Source organism: Streptomyces sp. NPDC000404, from assembly GCF_040300365.1.
Classification (GTDB): Bacteria; Actinomycetota; Actinomycetes; order Streptomycetales; family Streptomycetaceae; genus Streptomyces; species Streptomyces ramulosus.
This window is the reverse complement of record NZ_JBEPDN010000003.1, coordinates 61671-77335: the sequence shown is the minus strand read 5'-3', so window position 1 is coordinate 77335 and position 15665 is coordinate 61671. Positions and strand designations below refer to the sequence as shown.

Genomic DNA, 15665 nt, shown 5'->3' with positions numbered 1-15665 from the left:
GGGCTCAGTTGGTCTCGACGAGCTTCAGCTCGGGGTGGGCCGTGCCGCCCTCGATCGCCGTGGACGAGATGTGCGACATGACGCGCTCGTCGACCGGGTCGTTCGCCGGGTCGTCGTGCACGGCGAGGTGCTCGTAGGTGGTGGCGCGCTGCGCGGGGACGCGGCCGGCCTTGCGGATCAGGTCGATGATCTCCTGGCGGTTGGAGCGGTGCTTGGCACCGGCGGAGGAGACGACGTTCTCCTCCAGCATGATCGAACCGAGGTCGTCGGCGCCGTAGTGCAGCGACAGCTGGCCGATCTCCTTGCCGGTGGTCAGCCAGGAGCCCTGGATGTGCGCGACGTTGTCGAGGAAGATCCGCGCGATGGCGATCATCCGCAGGTACTCGAAGAGCGTCGCCTGCGTCCGGCCCTTCAGGTGGTTGTTCTCCGGCTGGTAGGTGTACGGGATGAAGGCGCGGAAGCCGCCCGTACGGTCCTGGACGTCCCGGATCATCCGCAGGTGCTCGATCCGCTCGGCGTTGGTCTCGCCGGTGCCCATCAGCATGGTGGAGGTGGACTCCACGCCGAGGTTGTGGGCGATCTCCATGATCTCCAGCCAGCGCTCGCCGGACTCCTTCAGCGGCGCGATGGCCTTACGGGGCCGCTCGGGCAGCAGCTCGGCGCCGGCGCCGGCGAACGAGTCGAGGCCGGCGGCGTGGATCCGGCGGATCGCCTCCTCGACCGGCACCTGGGAGATCCGGGCCATGTGCTCGATCTCGGAGGCGCCCAGGGAGTGGATGACCAGCTGCGGGAACGCCTTCTTGATCGCCGAGAAGTGCTCCTCGTAGTACTCGACGCCGTAGTCCGGGTGGTGGCCGCCCTGGAACATGATCTGGGTGCCGCCCAGCTCGACGGTCTCCGCGCAGCGGCGCAGGATGTCGTCGAGGTCGCGGCTCCAGCCCTTCTTCGTGTCCTTCGGCGCCGCGTAGAACGCGCAGAACTTGCAGGCCGTCACGCAGACGTTGGTGTAGTTGATGTTCCGCTCGATGATGTACGTCGCGATGTGCTCGGTGCCGGCGTAGCGGCGGCGGCGTACGGCGTCGGCGGCCCGGCCGAGGGCGTGCAGCGGCGCGGAACGGTAGAGGTCGAGCGCCTCCTCCGGCGTGATGCGGCCGCCCTCGGCGGCGCGGTCGAGTACGGACTGGAGGTCGGCGTTCTCGGTCACCGGAGCGTCCCTTTCGGAGGGGTATTGACGGACCGGCCCAGCCTACGCCAGCGCTTCCGGGCGGCCCGGGGGCCTCCCGCCGGGGCGGCGGCGGGAGGCGGGCCGGGCGCGGACGGCCGGGCGGACGTCAGGGTCGCGTGCCGCGGGCGTCAGGGGCGCGCCGCGGTGATGTCAGGGGCGCGCGGCGGTGCGGCGCGCGCCGGCGGGCCGGGCGGTCAGCGGCCCAGCAGGTCCACCGCCACATCGGCGGGGAAGCCGGTGGTCGGGCCGACCCGGCGGGCGAACTCGGTGACGCCGCGCAACTGGTCGGGGCCGAAGCGGAAGTCCAGCGTCGTGAAGTACTTCTCCAGCACCGTCTCGTCGAACGACTCCCAGCGGGCGGCCTGCTCGGCGACCTTGGTGACCTCCTCCAGCGACACGTCCCGGGAGGCGAGGAACGCCTCGTGGACCTTCTCCACGACCTCCGGCTCACGCGCCAGGTAGTCGCGGCGGGTGGCCCAGACGGCGAAGACGAACGGCAGGCCCGTCCAGTCCTTCCACATCTGCCCCAGGTCGTGGACCTGGAGGCCGAGCCGGGGACCGTCGTGGAGGTTGGCGCGGAGCGCGGCGTCCCCGATCAGGACGGCGGCGTCCGCCTCCTGCATCATCAGGCCCAGGTCCGGCGGGCAGGTGAAGTAGTCCGGCTTGACGCCGATCCGCTCGGCGAGGAGCAGCTGCGCCAGCCGCACCGAGGTGCGCGACGTCGACCCGAGGGCGACGCGGGCGCCGTCCAGCTGCTCCAGCGGCTTCTGCGAGACGATCACGCAGGACATCACCGGGCCGTCGCAGCCGACCGCGAGGTCCGGGAAGGCCACGAGGTCGTCGGCGGCGCGCAGGAACTCGACCAGGGTGACCGGCGCGATGTCCAGCTCCCCCCGGACCAGCTGTTCGCTGAGCTTCTCCGGGGTGTCCTTGGTCAGCTCCAGATCGAGCAGGGTGCCCGTACGGGCGAGGCCCCAATAAAGGGGCAGGCAGTTCAGGAACTGGATGTGGCCCACCCGCGGCCGGCTGCGACGGGCCTCGGCGTCGGCTTCGGCGGGGGCGTCTCCAAAGGTTGAATTGTCCACATGCGGAGGCTAGACCCGTCGGTCGGGAACCGGCACGGCGGGGGCGCATATGGCTCGCCGGGCGCCGGATGGGCGGCCCTGACCCCTTCGGGTAAACGTGATCTTTGGCTCTTCCACCGCACGAGCGCACCATGCTACGCTCAGCGCAAGTTGCAGTTTGGTTTCCCTTGCAGTACAGAGCCTGCGGAGCATGTAACCCGCAGGCTTTTGTCGTTTTCAGACTTGTTTGCAGGTTCTGGAGCAGGGCAACCCTTTGGCCCAAGGAGGGCTTATGGCTACCGGAACCGTCAAGTGGTTCAACGCTGAAAAGGGCTTCGGCTTCATCGCCCAGGACGGCGGCGGCCCGGATGTCTTCGTCCACTACTCCGCGATCAACGCCTCTGGTTTCCGCTCCCTGGAGGAGAACCAGCAGGTGACCTTCGACGTCACGCAGGGCCCGAAGGGCCCGCAGGCGGAGAACGTCACCCCGGCCTAAGTTGCCCGGGTCGGCCGGTAACGGCCATTGGTAGGAGTTCTCAAGAGCAGTACCCAAGGAGCCCCGCTCCGCCACTTCGGCGAGTGGGGCTCCTGCTTTTTTCGGTTTTTCCGCCGGCCGGGACGGGATTTCCGATTCCCCGCACCGAAGCATCGACATACGGCACACAAACCGGGCATGTACCGGACGGAAACAGCCGGGGAATCGGGCGCGGAAACGGATCTGCGGCCGGCGGACGGACGGCGGAGGATTTCCTGACTCGCGAGTCAGCCGACGCCCGCGTCCACCGGAATTCCCGGGAGTTCCCGGGATCTGTTCCGCGTTCCGCGGAATCCTGCGGGCGGGCCGCTCCGCCGCAGTTCTTCCGCCGGGCCTTTCCGCCAGGGTTCCGTCACGCTGTCAGGGTTCCGTCATGATTCCCGGCGCCCCGCGCCACCGGCCGGGCGCCCGCGGGCGGGCCGCGCGGACCACGCCGGGCGGACGCCCCGGGGCGGAGCCGTCACGCGGCCCGGGGCGGAGCCGTCACGCGCCTCCGGCCGGGGTCCGCGCCCCGCTCACGCCGTCACACCGTCACGCCGGCTGCTGCTGCACGGCCGGCTTGCGCGTCGCCAGGATGAGGGCGATCACCCAGCCCACCAGAGAGCCGCCGAGCAGCACATTGATCGCCAGCACCAGCCAGCGGTTCTCCGACTTGCGGTGGAAGGCCACATACGTCGGCAGCAGGTAGACCACCAACGCCAGCACCGCGAGCACGATGGCCACGACGGGCGTCAGAGCCTGCAGATAATCGGTCACTTGCCTCACACTTCCTGGTCGTTCCGTCCGCCCTGGGCGGGGGCGCACCGTACCGGGTCGGCGTCCGCAACGGCTGCCGCACCGTACGCAGTTTCCTCACGCGCCTGGGGGGTCATGCGGTTCCCGTCGCCCGGCGCCCGTTCCCCCAGCTCCGGTCTCCGCGCCGTCAAAGGCCTCTCCGGAAAGGGCCGTTGGCCGCCGGGTCCGGGATGCGTGCGGAGCGCGGGCCGGCGCCCGCGCACGCGGTCACGCCGTCAGACCGTCACGCCGCCTGCTGCTGCGCGGCCGGCTTGCGCGTCGCCAGGATGAGGGCGATCACCCAGCCCAGGACCGTGCCGCCGAACACCACGTTGATCGCCAGCACCAGCCAGCGGTTCTCCACCTTGCGGGAGAACGCCACATACGTCGGTATGAAGAAGACCGCCAGCGCCACCAGCACGACCAGCACTTCCACAACCGAGAGTCCGAACACCTGCACCGCTGCACCACACTTCCTGATCGTTCTTTACCCGCTCTTGACGGGCCCGCACCGTACCCGACCTGTATTAACACCGGCTTCCCCGCCGCCCGGAGATCCCCCGCGCGCCGGCCCGTCAGCGATCCGCAAGGGCCGGGCCGCCCGCCGTCAAGGACGCGTCAGGACAGGGACGTTGGGCGCCGCGCCCGGGGATACGTTCGATGCGCCCCGGCGACCTCCCCGCGTCCGGGGCCACCCGACTCCCCGGAGGACCGACGCATGTGCCTGCACTCGTACGACGACGACGCCGAGCCGCACGAACCGTCCCCGGCCGGACTGCTCTGCGTACCCGTCCGGCCGGGAGAAACCGGGCCCGCGCTCCGCCTGTTCCGCACCCCGCTGGGCGCCCGGACCGCCGTCGGCTTCACCAGCCCCGCCCGGCTGGCCGCCACCCTCGGCGCGGCCCAGCCCTGGATCCGGCTGTCCGAGGCCGCGCTGCGCGCCCTCGCCGCCCCGTCGGGCGCCCCGCGGCTGACCGTCGACCCGACGTTCACCGCGCCCCGCGCCCTCCCGCGCGCCCGCGCGAGCGTCCCGCCGCAGCCCGCCCGCCGCGCCGCCCGGACCGTCTGAGAGCCGCCGCCATGACCACCGCGGTCCGCCCCCTCCTCCCCGCCGACGCCGACGATCTGTCCGTCTGGCCGTCCTCCACCACCCGCCTGCCCGACGGCGACCTCGCCGTCGGCGGCGTCCCCCTCACCGAGGCGGCCCGCCGCTTCGGCACCCCCGTCTACCTCCTCGACGAGGCGGAGGTCCGGGCCCGCTGCCGCGCCTACCGCGACGCGTTCCCCGACGCCGACGTCCACTACGCCGCCAAGGCGTTCCTCTGCCGCGCCCTGGTCCGCTGGATCGACGAGGAAGGGCTCGGCCTGGACGTCTGCTCGGCCGGTGAGCTGGAACTCGCCGTCGCCGCCGGCTTCGACCCGCGCCGCATCCTGCTGCACGGCAACGCCAAATCGCCCCGCGACCTCGACAGCGCGCTGCGGCTCGGCGTCGGCCGGATCGTCATCGACAGCCCGTCCGAGATCGCCCGCCTCGCCGCCCTCGTCGGCCCTCACGGACGCCAGAAGGTGATGGTGCGGGTCGTCCCCGGTGTCTCCGCCGGCGGCCACGAGAAGATCCGTACGGGAACCGACGGCCAGAAGTTCGGCCTCTCCCTCACCGACGGCTCCGCCCAGCACGCCATCGCCCGCATCCTCGGCCAGCCGCAGCTCGAACTGACCGGCCTGCACTGCCACATCGGCTCCCAGATCACCGGCGTCCGGCCCTACCTCGCGGCGCTGCGCCGCGTCGTCGGGCTGATGGCCAGGGTCCGCGACGCGCACGGCGTGGCCCTGCCGGAGCTGGACATGGGCGGCGGCCACGGCATCGCCTACCGCCCCGGCGACCCGGCGCTCGACCTCACCACGCTGGCCCGGCGGCTGCGCGCCGAACTCGTCGAGAGCTGCGCCGTCGCCGGACTGACCGTGCCCCGCCTGCTCATCGAGCCGGGCCGGGCCGTCGCCGGGCCCGCGGGCGTCGCGCTCTACCGGGTCCTCGCCGTCAAGGACACCGGCGGCCGGACCTTCGTCGCCGTCGACGGCGGCATGAGCGACAACCCGCGCCCGGCGCTGTACGGGGTGCGGTACGCGCCGCGCCTGGTGGGCCGCCGCCCCGACGCCGCCGTACGCCCCACCACCGTCGTCGGACGGCACTGCGAGGCGGGCGACATCCTCGCCGACGGCGTTCCGCTGCCCGCCGACATCCGCCCCGGCGACCTGCTGGCCGTGCCCGTCGCCGGCGCGTACCAGCTGTCGATGGCCTCCGGGTACAACCTGGTGGGACGGCCCCCGGTGGCCGCGGTGCGCGAAGGCGAGGCCCGGCTGCTGGTGCGGCGGGAGTCCCTGGAGGACGTGCAGCGGAGGGATGTGGGGGTGTAGTCGCGAACGCCGGGAGCGGCTTCCCCGCGGCACGAGGGCGGCTCCCCCACGCCCGGGGGAGCCGCCGTTCGCCGTTCGTCTCCTTGGTCCGGCCGGACTCAGGAGCAGTACCGGACGCAGAAGGTCGTACCGGACTCAGGAGTAGTAGATGACCATGCTGCCGGGGCCGGCGTCCTCGCAGTGGTCGATGGTGACGTGGTGCCCCACCGCCCGGTCCAGTTCCTGCTGGGTCTGGTCGGTGTGGCAGTCCGTCTGGTAGTTGCCCTGCGTTTCCATGGTCTGGAGATCGGCGGCCTGCGCGGCTCCCGCGGCGAAGCCGGACAGGGCCAGGAGACCGGCGGCGACGACTGCGGTGCGCTGGAACTTGCGCATGTCTTCTCTCCTCGTGTGCATATGCGTTGCGTGCACGCTCGACGGCGTGTGGATCCACGCTCCGGGACGCGTCTCTCGTTCCCGGACGGCAGCCAGCTTCGAAGATCAAGGTGACGTTCCACTAACAGGTGACTAATGCGCCGGTCCGGCGCCGCTCCCGTTGGGTCGCCAGGCCCCCGGCCTCCCCTAATCGCTGTCCCGGATCTCCCGCACCCACCCCGTCAGCCCCGCCAGGAATCCGGCGCGCTCCTCGGGGGTGAGGGCGTCGAGGGCGCGTAGGAGGGGTTCGGAGCGGCGGGCGACGAACGTTTCGAGGGGCGGGCGGTAGGCGTCGGCGAGGGACACGAGGATGCGGCGGCGGTTGGCCGGGTCCTCGGTGCGGGTGACCATTCCGGCGCGGTTGAGGGCGCCGACCAGTTCGCTGGCGGTCGGCAGGGAGACATGCAGCCGCCGGGCGATCTCGCCGACGGTCAGCGGGCCGCCGGACAGCAGCTGCGGCAGCACCGCGCCGTGCCGGGCGGTCAGCCCGTTCGCCTCCATCGCCTCGCGCATCTTCTCCGGCATCTGGCCGCGCACCGCCCCGACTCGGAAGAACGGCTCCAACAGGGGGACGAGGCCGATGACTTCGAGTTCCGCGGGGGTCGGCACCCGGGGGCTCTTCCCCGGCTCGTGCGTATGAGGCATACTCCGATCCTAGACGCTTCGGATATCCAAACTGTTCGCTGATCCGAAGCGTATAGGAACGTCCACGCGCACCCCACCACCCAGAACGGGGAGACCATGCCGTCGATCGGATACCACGACGCCCTCAACGACGCCCTGGAGCGGATGGACGACCTCGGCTACGAACGCGGGCAGGGCGTCGACCTCGCCTCCCACGGCCCGATGGGCGCCGAGGCGCTGGCCGCGCTCGGCCACGAGGACGACGTCGCCCGCTGGGTCGGCCGCTACCGCAGCGCCCTCGACCACCACGCCCCGCCCGCCGCCCGCTTCCCCCTCGACCCCGCCGACCCGTCGTCCTGGCGCCCCGCCCTCGGCGCCTTCGACCGGGCCGGCGACTGGGAGGCCCTCTTCGCCCGGGAACTCGCCGACGCCCCCTGGCGCGACGTCCTCGTCCGCTGGTGGCCGCGGCTGCTCCCCGGCCTGTTCGCGGGCCTGACCCACGGCCTGATCCGCACCGCCCACGCCGTCCGCGGCCTGCACGCGGCCGGCACCGGCGCCACCGGCCTCCAGCGCACCGAACTCGCCCGCGGCCTCGCCTACTGGGCTGCCCGCTACACCGAACTCCCCGGCACGCCCCGCCTGCGCGGCGCCCACACCCTGCCGTCCGCCGTCGCCGCGCTCCCCCGCGACCCGCAGGACGGCGGCCTCACCCCGGGCACGGTCCTGCGCCGCCTCGACGCGCTCACCGACCACCCCGGCTACCACGAGAGCCTGGGCCGCCTCGCCCCCGAGCACGCGCCGCGCCTGCTCGGCGACATGACGCTCCAGTTCACCGACGTCTACCTCGGCCACCCCGAGGTCCCGCCGGTCCCCCTCATCCACGGCGTCACCGCCCCCGCCGCCGTCCGCCTCGTCCTGCCCCACCTCCCGTACGAGCTGTACGAACCGACGCTGGCCCGGCTGTGGCAGATCCACACCGCGTTCCTGCTCGCGTTCACCACCGACCGGCGCGGCGAGGGCACCGACGCCTGGCGCGACGAGGTCCCCGACCTGCCGCCCCTCGCCGACCAGGCCGGCCGCGCCGCCGACCACGGCGACGAACACGTCATCAAGTTCACCGAGGCCTGCCTGCGCGAGTACGCGCTCCGCCCCGACCCCCGCTACCGGGCCGCGGCGCACGCCGCCCAGCAGCGCATCCCCCGGCTCGACGCGGGGGGCGCGGTCGGCGCCATCGTCCGGCGGGCCGGCTGAGGCGACGGCCCGGCCGTCACAGCTCCCCGGCCACCAGCACATCCACCACGTACCGCTCCTCCACCACCCCATCGGGGAAATCCGCACGCAACCGCTCGCGCTCCGCGTCGAGGAAGGCGCGGCGCGCGGCCGGTTCGAGGACGAGGAGGGCCGAGCGGCTGCCGACGTTGGCGAGATGGGTGCCCAGGGGGACGGCCCGCCCCCAGGGGAGCAGCCGCCGGGCGACGCGCAGCCCGGTAAGGCCCGCCAGCCGGATCGCCTGTGCGTCGTCCGGGCGGGTCACGGGCCGCGGCGCCACCCCGCAGTGGCGTGCGATCCGCTCGTGCTGCGCGCGCAACCACGGCACGCCGAAGGCAGTGGTGTTCCACCACACCGCCAGTGCCCCGCCCGCCCGCACCACCCGCCGCGCCTCCGGCACGGAGCGCGCGGTGTCGGTCCACTGCCAGGACTGCGCATACGTAACGAGGTCGCAGGAGGCGTCGGCGAGCGGCAGCGCATTGCCGTCGCCCCGAACCAGCGGTACGTCCGGAAGCGCCCGGCGCAGCTGCGCCGCCATCGCCGCCCCGGGCTCCACCGCGATCACCTCGGCGCCGTGCTCCCGCAGCAGCGCGGTCGCGATCCCGGTGCCCGCCCCGACATCGGCGACGCGGGCGCCCGCCAAAGGACGCCCCAGACACGCGGCCACGAAGTCGAGAAGCGCAGGTGGGTAGGAGGGCCGGCTCTCCGCATAGTGGGCGGCAGCCGCATCGAACGCCTGGGAACGCACACCGTCGGTCACGTCGTTCATCGCCCCAGCATCACCCGCCGCCCGGCGACGCGGGCCCGAAACGCCCACACGGCGCACCCGCCCGTCCCGCGCCCCGTCCGCTCACGCCCCCGCCGCGGCCGCCTCCCGGCACCGCGCGCACCGGTCCGTACCGTCCCACCGGCCCCAGCCGAAGTCGGCGGGCGCGAGCGGCTGCCCCTCCAGCTCCTCGCGTACGGCGACGCGGTAGGCCCACACCGCGCCGATGTAGGGGTGGTGGGCGTCGTGGAAGGCGGCCGAGTCCGTCCCCGCGCCGCCCGCCACCGCGCGCTGCAGCGCCCGCAACCGCTCGAACATCGCCTGCCCGGCACCGGCCACCCCGGTGGTCGCCTCCAAAAACAGCCGCTCCCGCGCCTCGTAGATCCCCGCCTCGCTCAGCGCCGCCCGGCCGGCCGCCTCCCGATCGGCGGCGCTGGCATCCTTGGCGAGCGCCCGCAACCGCGTATGGCACGCCTCCGCCGCCGTGATGAACTCCAGATACACGATCCGTCGCCGCTCCCCGGTCCCGCGATCGGCCTCGTACCGATGCCGCAACCGATCGGCGAGCACGGTCCCCGCCATCGCCAACGCCCCACCACTGACCGCCCCTGCGAGCGTGCCCCAGTCCATACCGCCCCCCGTGATCATCAGATGCCCGGCCGAATCTACTGAGGGCCGCCCGGCCCCGGAAGGCCCGCGGTGACGGAGCGGCTGCGCAGCGGGCAGGCCAGCTCACTCCGCGCCCGGTTCGGTCCGGTCCTGCACCGAGGCGAACCGCGGTGCGTACGAGGCGAGTTGCCCGGCCGGCCAGGCCGCCGTTTTCCGTGGCGGGACGTGTGGCCGGGCCTGTGAGCAGCAGCTTTACCTGTGAAGGTGCCGTTTCTGCGGGAGTAGGACCGGAGCCCGGAAACCCGGGCCCCGGTGGGCCGGGCGGCGGTGCAACCGGCGGCAAAAGAGCAAAGAACTCTAGGAAAGAACCTTCCAAAACCAACTAAACCCCGTGTACGTCACTCATGGGGGTGAACGGAATCAACTCAGCTGGCGCGAGGGCAGGTTGGGCGGGCAGTCTCGCCCATGCCAACAACCGTAGAAATGCGTTGGCCCCCGCCGGGACTGCCATCCCAGTGCGAGGGCCTGACCGCCGAGGAAGCTAGAACCTTCCCGGTGGCTGACCACAAGGAAGCAAGACCTTCCCGATGGCTGAACAGAAGACTAGCGCCGCCGCGCGCCCGCAGCACCGTGTTCGACTAACCACCACCCGCACCGGTGTCACTCACATCAGGGCGCACCAGCCCGACCGGTACACGATCATCGGCAATCACCTCGCTCAGCACCGTGAGTTGTCGCTCGTTGCGATCGGGGTGGCCACGCACATTCTGTCGCTGCCCGAGGGCGCGGCGGTCGACATCCGCACCCTTGCGGAACGCTTTCCCGAGGGGCGGGACCGGATCGCCTTCGCCCTGCGGGAGTTGGAGGCCCACGGTTACGTCGAGCGGGTACGGGAGCGTGTGCCGGGTGGCCGCTTCGTCACGAGGACGTATGCCTTTCATGCGCCTGACCTGGGAGGGGACGCTGACGGCGAGCCGGACCGCGTAGGGGAGTCCCCGGAGGAGAAGCATTCGCCGCCCGCCCTGGCCGAGCCTCGCCCCGTACGGCCCGCGCCTCCCGCCCCGCAGGTGCCGTCCCCCGCAGCGGAGGCGTCCGGCGGCGAGCGGCACGGTCCCGGCGGCGCGCGCCACGCCGCCGCCACCGCTCTCCTAGTGGGTCTGCGGCGGGCCGATGACCGGCTCACGCTGCCCGGGCGGGAGGTGCGGCGGCTCGTTCCGGCGGTTCTTGCCTGGCTCGACAACGGCGCCACCGCCGCAGCCGTCCACCGCGCCCTGACCGCGGATCTTCCGGCGGAGCTGACGTATCCGGCCGGGCTGCTCGCGCATCGGTTGCGGGAGCTGTTGCCGCCGCCCCTTCCGGTGGTGTCCGGGTCCGGCGCGGGTGAGCCTCCCGATGCCGGCCCACCGCCGTTCCAGACCTGTGACGGCTGTGAGCGGGCCTTCCGCGGGCGGGCGCCGGGGCTCTGCCGGGACTGCCGCGAGGAGCGGGACCGCGGGGGCGGGCCCGTGGTTCGGGGCGCTGCATGAGGGGCGGCCGCGGCCCGACGTCGCGTCGGCAAAGGCAGTGGTGGGGCGGGCGTAGCGTGGACGGTATGACGAAGTACGGAACCTTCCCCGGCGCGCGGCCCCGGCGGCTGCGGACCACCCCCGCCATGCGGCGGATGGTTGCCGAACACCGTTTGCACCCGGCCGATCTGATCCTCCCGGCGTTCGTCCGCGAGGGGATCTCGGAGCCGGTGCCGATCTCGGCGATGCCCGGGGTCGTCCAGCACACCCGGGACACGCTCCGTAAGGCGGCGGTCGAGGCGGCGGAGGCGGGTGTCTCCGGGATCATGCTGTTCGGCGTGCCCGAGGAGGCGAAGAAGGACGCGGCGGGCACCGTCGGCACCGACCCGGACGGCATCCTCCAGGTCGCGCTGCGGGACGTGCGCGCCGAGGTCGGGGACGACCTGGTGGTCATGTCGGACCTGTGCCTGGACGAGTTCACCGACCACGGCCACTGTGGGGTGCTGGACGGCGCCGGGCGGGTCGACAACGACGCGACGCTGGAGCGGTACGCCGAGATGGCGCAGGTCCAAGCGGACGCGGGCGCCCATGTGGTGGCGCCCAGCGGCATGATGGACGGCCAGGTCGGCGTCATCCGGGACGCGCTGGACCAGACCGGCCACGAGGACGTGTCGGTCCTCGCGTACACCGCGAAGTACTCGTCGGCGTTCTACGGGCCGTTCCGCGAGGCGGTCGGCTCGTCGCTGCAGGGCGACCGCAAGACCTACCAGCAGGACCCGGCGAACCTCCGCGAGTCGATGCGGGAGCTGGCGCTCGACCTGGAGGAGGGCGCCGACATGGTGATGGTCAAGCCGGCGCTGCCCTATCTGGACGTGCTGGCGAAGGTCGCGGACGCGGTGGACGTGCCGGTCGCGGCGTACCAGATCTCCGGTGAGCTGGCGATGATCGAGGCGGCGGCGGAGAAGGGCTGGATCGACCGGGACAAGGCGATCCTGGAGACGCTGACCGGCATCAAGAGGGCGGGCGCCGACCTGATCCTCACGTACTGGGCGACGGAGGTCGCGCGCGGCCTGTGAGCGGGGCGCGCTCCGTTGCGGGTGTACGGCGTCCGGTGACCGTGGAGACGGTCACCGGACGCCGTCGTCGTTCCCGGCGGCGGTGGCGGCGTCCAGGAACTCCCGGAGCAGCGGGCGGCGGCCGCCGGCGGTGAGGTGGGCGAGGCGGACGGGGAGGACGGGGGCGCCGGTGAGGGGGACGAAGCGGAGGCCGGAGTGGGTGACGCGGCGGGCGGCCAGCGCCGGGACGACGCCGACCCCGCGGTCGGCGGCCACGGTCTCCAGCCATTCGTCGTAATTGGCGCACGGAATGACGGTTTTCGGGGCGGCGTCGGGGGGCCAGGAATCGGGGGTGGTGGTGCCGGTGACGGTATTCACCACGAGCGGCCACCGGTGGAATTCCGACCAGTCGATGCTTTCGCGGTCGGCGAGAAAGGAAGAGGCCGCCACCGCGGCGATGCGTTCCTCGTCGAAGAGCGGATGGACGGTCAGCCCGCCAGGCGCGGCGGGGCCGCGGAAGACGGCGATGTCGACCGTGGCCGAGGCGAGGGCGGTGGCCGGATCGTCGACGCGGACGAGGTCGACCGTCGCGCCGGTGGCCCGCTCGAAACGGGCGAGGGTGCGCTGCGCCCACGGGTCGGGCAGCAGCCAGCTGAAGCCGAGGCGGAGCGTGCGGTGGACCCGCAGGTCGCGGACGGCCCGGTCGAGGTCGCCGAGGACGCGGCGGGCGGGGCCGAGGAATTCCCGGCCCGCGGGGGTGAGGGCGACATGCCGGGACGAGCGGTCGACGAGGCGGACGCCGACCACCGCCTCCAGCTGCTGGATCGTGCGGGAGAGCGCGGGCTGGGTGAGGTGGGAGGCGGCCGCGGCACGGGTGTAGGAGCCGTGGTCCGCGAGCGCGGTGAAGGCCCGCAGATGCCGCAGTTCCAGATCCATGTCCGCGAAGCATAGTTCAGCGGCGAGAAGCATTTCCCGGCGCTTCGGCGGCTCCGTAAGGTGGCGGGCGGACGGGTTTTCCGGCGGATTTCCGCTCGCGGGCCGTTCCCGCATTCCGGCGGGCGCGTTCCGCATGGCCCGCGCATTTCCGGGCCGCCCGGCCGCGCCAGCTCTGCTACCGCACCGAAGGAGCCACCGTGTTCGACCTGTCCCAGTTGCGCATTCCGCTCGTGCAGGCGCCGATGGCCGGCGGGCCGGGCTCCGTGGCGCTGGCGGTCGCCGTCAGCCGGGCCGGTGGCCTCGGCACCCTCGCGGCCGGCTACAAGACGCCCGCGCAGCTCGCCGAGCAGATCGCCGGGGTGCGGGCCAAGGCCGACGCCGCGTTCGGGGTGAACGTCTTCGTCCCGCAGGAGGTCCCGGCCCCGGACGCCGTCGCCCCGTACCGCGCGGAGCTGGCCGCGGAGGCGGAGCGGTGGGGCGTGACGCTGCCCGAGCCCGACCGGGGCGACACCGACTTCTGGGACGAGAAGATCGCGCTGCTGACGGCGGACCCGGTGCCGGTGGTGTCGTTCACCTTCGGCGCGCCGCCCGCCGAGACCGTCGAGGCGCTGCGGCGGGCGGGTAGCCGGGTGATCGTGACGGTCACCACGGTCGCCGAGGCGCGGGAGGCGGAGGCGCTGGGTGTCGATGCGCTCTGTGTGCAGGGCCCGGAGGCGGGCGGGCACCGCGGCACCTTCGACCCGTACGCCGAGCCGGACCCGACGCCGCTGGCCGAGCTGCTGCCGGCCGTCGCGGCCGCCACCCGGCTGCCGCTGATCGCCACCGGCGGCCTGGCGAGCGGCGCGGACATCGCGGGCGTGCTGCGCGCCGGGGCGACGGCCGCGCAGCTGGGCACCGCCTATCTGCGCACCCCGGAGGCCGGTACCGCCGCGGCGTACCGGGAGGCGCTGACCCGGCCGGAGTTCGAGGCCACGGTCGTCACCCGGGCGTTCTCCGGCCGCTACGCGCGCGGGCTGCGCAACCGCTTCATCGAGGAGCACGACGCCTCCGCGCCGGTCGGCTACCCCCTCGTCAACCAGCTCACCAAGCCGCTGCGGGCCGCCGCCGCGGCGGCGGGCGACGCCCACGGTCTGAGCCTGTGGGCGGGCGTCAACCACCGGAAGGCGGAGCGCGTTCCGGCGGGGGAGCTGACGGAGCGGCTGTGGGCGGAGGCGGCTGCGGCGCTGCACCGGGCTTCCTGAGGGCGGGCCCGGTGCGGCAACGGCCCGCGCCCCGGCCGGAACGGCGTCACGGCCGGGACGCGGGCCGCGGGGGGTCACGTAAACACCAAAATCCCTCCCAACGACAGTGCCCCCGCCAACACCGTGGACGCGGCCCCCAGCGCGACCGGCCGGGCTCCCGTCCGGATCAGCGACATCAGGTGTACCGAGGTGCCGAGTCCGAAGAGCGCGCCCGCCAGCAGCAGGGTGGTCAGGGTCTGGGCGGCCGTCAGGACGGGCGCGGGCAGTACGCCGGAGCTGCGGACGGCGACCATCGCGATGAAGCCGAGGACGAAGAGCGGGACCAGCGGCGGGCGCTTGCCGGTGGCGTCGGCGGTGCCCTTGCGGCGGCGGACGATGCTGTAGCCGGCGATGAGCGGGGCGAGCAGCACGACGCGGGTCAGCTTGACGACGGTGGCGACGGCGAGCGCGGCGGGACCGGCGACCGAGGCGGTGGCGACGACCTGCGCCACCTCGTGGACGCTCGCGCCGGACCAGACGCCGAAGGCGGTGTCGGACAGGCCCAGCGGGTGCTGGAGCAGCGGGAGCAGGACGATCGCCAGGCTGCCGAAGATCGTCACCAGTGCGACGCCGGTGGCGAGGTCCTCCTCGTCGCTGTCGCTGACCGCGTCCATCGCGGCGGCGGCCGAGGCGCCGCAGATGGAGAAGCCGGTCGAGACGAGGAGGGTGGTGCCGGGTCGGATGCCCATCAGGCGGCCGAGCCACATCGTCCCGGCGAACGTCCCGGCGACGGTCACCGCGACCACCAGCAGGACGCCGGGGTCGAGCTGGAGCACCTGGGAGAGCGCGAGCTGGAGTCCCAGCAGGACGACGCCGGTGCGCAGCAGCTTCTTCGTGGCAAGCTTCGCGCCGGGCAGCACGCGGTCGCCGAGCAGCCCGGTGTTCCGGGCCAGCGCGCCCAGCAGCACCGCGATCGTCAGGGCGCTGACCGCCGGGACGAGACGGTTGAGGCCGTACGAGACGGCGACGCCGACGACGACCACGGCGAGACCGGGGCCGTGGTGGGCCAGCCAGCCCGGGCCGCTGCCGCCGTCACCGGGCGCGGGCGGACCGGCGGAGGGCGGCGCGGCGCTCTCCGCGGGGGCGTCCCCGGTGGTGCTGGGGAGGGCGGTGGCGGCCGGTTCCGGGTCGCTTCGGCGGTCGGGGCGGGCGGTCCCGTCAAGTGAGGGCATGTCCCGATCGTCCGATCGAGGGACA

The 15665-nt window shown here is 73.4% G+C and carries 17 protein-coding genes; 7 read left to right on the top strand and 10 right to left on the bottom strand.

What is annotated here, in order from left to right:
* Window positions 1-4: 4 nt before the first annotated feature.
* Together mqnC and ABT345_RS06175 are read right to left on the bottom strand one after the other, a co-directional pair.
* Entirely contained in the window at window positions 5-1204 is a 1200-nt protein-coding gene (gene mqnC, locus ABT345_RS06180) for a cyclic dehypoxanthinyl futalosine synthase (RefSeq protein WP_345088470.1), read from the bottom strand.
* 215 nt (window positions 1205-1419) lie between these two features.
* The gene (locus ABT345_RS06175; RefSeq protein WP_345088472.1) at window positions 1420-2310 is read right to left on the bottom strand and encodes a menaquinone biosynthetic enzyme MqnA/MqnD family protein; all 891 of its coding nucleotides are present in this window, start codon (window positions 2308-2310) and stop codon (window positions 1420-1422) included.
* A gap of 271 nt (window positions 2311-2581) precedes the next feature.
* On the opposite strand from ABT345_RS06175, the gene ABT345_RS06170 reads away from it, so the two are divergent.
* Window positions 2582-2785: a cold-shock protein gene (locus ABT345_RS06170; protein ID WP_030667277.1), complete on the top strand. Its 204-nt coding sequence runs from the start codon at window positions 2582-2584 to the stop codon at window positions 2783-2785.
* A 570-nt stretch (window positions 2786-3355) separates the two neighbouring features.
* Here ABT345_RS06170 and ABT345_RS06165 read toward each other — a convergent pair.
* Both ABT345_RS06165 and ABT345_RS06160 read right to left on the bottom strand, forming a co-directional pair.
* Window positions 3356-3580 (bottom strand): superinfection immunity protein, encoded by a 225-nt coding sequence (locus tag ABT345_RS06165; RefSeq protein WP_345088476.1) that lies wholly within the window; start codon window positions 3578-3580, stop codon window positions 3356-3358.
* A 262-nt stretch (window positions 3581-3842) separates the two neighbouring features.
* The gene (locus ABT345_RS06160; RefSeq protein WP_345088477.1) at window positions 3843-4058 is read right to left on the bottom strand and encodes a superinfection immunity protein; all 216 of its coding nucleotides are present in this window, start codon (window positions 4056-4058) and stop codon (window positions 3843-3845) included.
* A 258-nt stretch (window positions 4059-4316) separates the two neighbouring features.
* Here ABT345_RS06160 and ABT345_RS06155 point away from each other — a divergent pair, with 258 nt between their 5' ends.
* Window positions 4317-4667 (top strand): SAV_915 family protein, encoded by a 351-nt coding sequence (locus tag ABT345_RS06155; protein WP_345088479.1) that lies wholly within the window; start codon window positions 4317-4319, stop codon window positions 4665-4667.
* An 11-nt stretch (window positions 4668-4678) separates the two neighbouring features.
* Window positions 4679-6013 carry a diaminopimelate decarboxylase gene (gene lysA, locus ABT345_RS06150; protein ID WP_345088481.1) on the top strand — a complete coding sequence of 445 codons (1335 nt, stop codon included), beginning with the start codon at window positions 4679-4681 and terminating at the stop codon, window positions 6011-6013.
* A 135-nt stretch (window positions 6014-6148) separates the two neighbouring features.
* Here lysA and ABT345_RS06145 read toward each other — a convergent pair whose 3' ends face one another.
* Window positions 6149-6385 (bottom strand): hypothetical protein, encoded by a 237-nt coding sequence (locus tag ABT345_RS06145; protein WP_345088483.1) that lies wholly within the window; start codon window positions 6383-6385, stop codon window positions 6149-6151.
* A gap of 186 nt (window positions 6386-6571) precedes the next feature.
* Window positions 6572-7069, bottom strand: a complete 498-nt coding sequence (locus tag ABT345_RS06140; RefSeq protein ID WP_345088485.1) for a MarR family winged helix-turn-helix transcriptional regulator — start codon at window positions 7067-7069, stop codon at window positions 6572-6574.
* Window positions 7070-7165: 96 nt separating this feature from the next.
* On the opposite strand from ABT345_RS06140, the gene ABT345_RS06135 reads away from it, so the two are divergent.
* The gene (locus tag ABT345_RS06135; RefSeq protein ID WP_345088488.1) at window positions 7166-8299 is read left to right on the top strand and encodes a hypothetical protein; all 1134 of its coding nucleotides are present in this window, start codon (window positions 7166-7168) and stop codon (window positions 8297-8299) included.
* Window positions 8300-8315: 16 nt separating this feature from the next.
* Here ABT345_RS06135 and ABT345_RS06130 read toward each other — a convergent pair whose 3' ends face one another.
* Both ABT345_RS06130 and ABT345_RS06125 read right to left on the bottom strand, forming a co-directional pair.
* Window positions 8316-9086 carry a class I SAM-dependent methyltransferase gene (locus tag ABT345_RS06130; RefSeq protein ID WP_386460839.1) on the bottom strand — a complete coding sequence of 257 codons (771 nt, stop codon included), beginning with the start codon at window positions 9084-9086 and terminating at the stop codon, window positions 8316-8318.
* Window positions 9087-9167: 81 nt separating this feature from the next.
* On the bottom strand, window positions 9168-9713 hold the full coding sequence (locus tag ABT345_RS06125) for a CchlQ (RefSeq protein ID WP_345088490.1): 546 nt from the start codon (window positions 9711-9713) through the stop codon (window positions 9168-9170).
* Between the two features lie 566 nt (window positions 9714-10279).
* Between ABT345_RS06125 and ABT345_RS06120 the strand changes: the two genes are divergently transcribed.
* Entirely contained in the window at window positions 10280-11218 is a 939-nt protein-coding gene (locus ABT345_RS06120) for a helix-turn-helix domain-containing protein (protein WP_345088492.1), read from the top strand.
* Window positions 11219-11283: 65 nt separating this feature from the next.
* Window positions 11284-12273: a porphobilinogen synthase gene (gene hemB / locus ABT345_RS06115; protein ID WP_345088494.1), complete on the top strand. Its 990-nt coding sequence runs from the start codon at window positions 11284-11286 to the stop codon at window positions 12271-12273.
* A gap of 51 nt (window positions 12274-12324) precedes the next feature.
* On the opposite strand, the gene ABT345_RS06110 is transcribed toward hemB, so the two are convergent.
* The gene (locus tag ABT345_RS06110) at window positions 12325-13188 is read right to left on the bottom strand and encodes a LysR family transcriptional regulator (protein WP_345088496.1); all 864 of its coding nucleotides are present in this window, start codon (window positions 13186-13188) and stop codon (window positions 12325-12327) included.
* Window positions 13189-13385: 197 nt separating this feature from the next.
* On the opposite strand from ABT345_RS06110, the gene ABT345_RS06105 reads away from it, so the two are divergent.
* Window positions 13386-14429 carry an NAD(P)H-dependent flavin oxidoreductase gene (locus tag ABT345_RS06105; protein WP_345088498.1) on the top strand — a complete coding sequence of 348 codons (1044 nt, stop codon included), beginning with the start codon at window positions 13386-13388 and terminating at the stop codon, window positions 14427-14429.
* Window positions 14430-14503: 74 nt separating this feature from the next.
* Here ABT345_RS06105 and ABT345_RS06100 read toward each other — a convergent pair whose 3' ends face one another.
* Entirely contained in the window at window positions 14504-15640 is a 1137-nt protein-coding gene (locus ABT345_RS06100) for a YeiH family protein (protein ID WP_345088501.1), read from the bottom strand.
* Window positions 15641-15665: the final 25 nt, after the last annotated feature.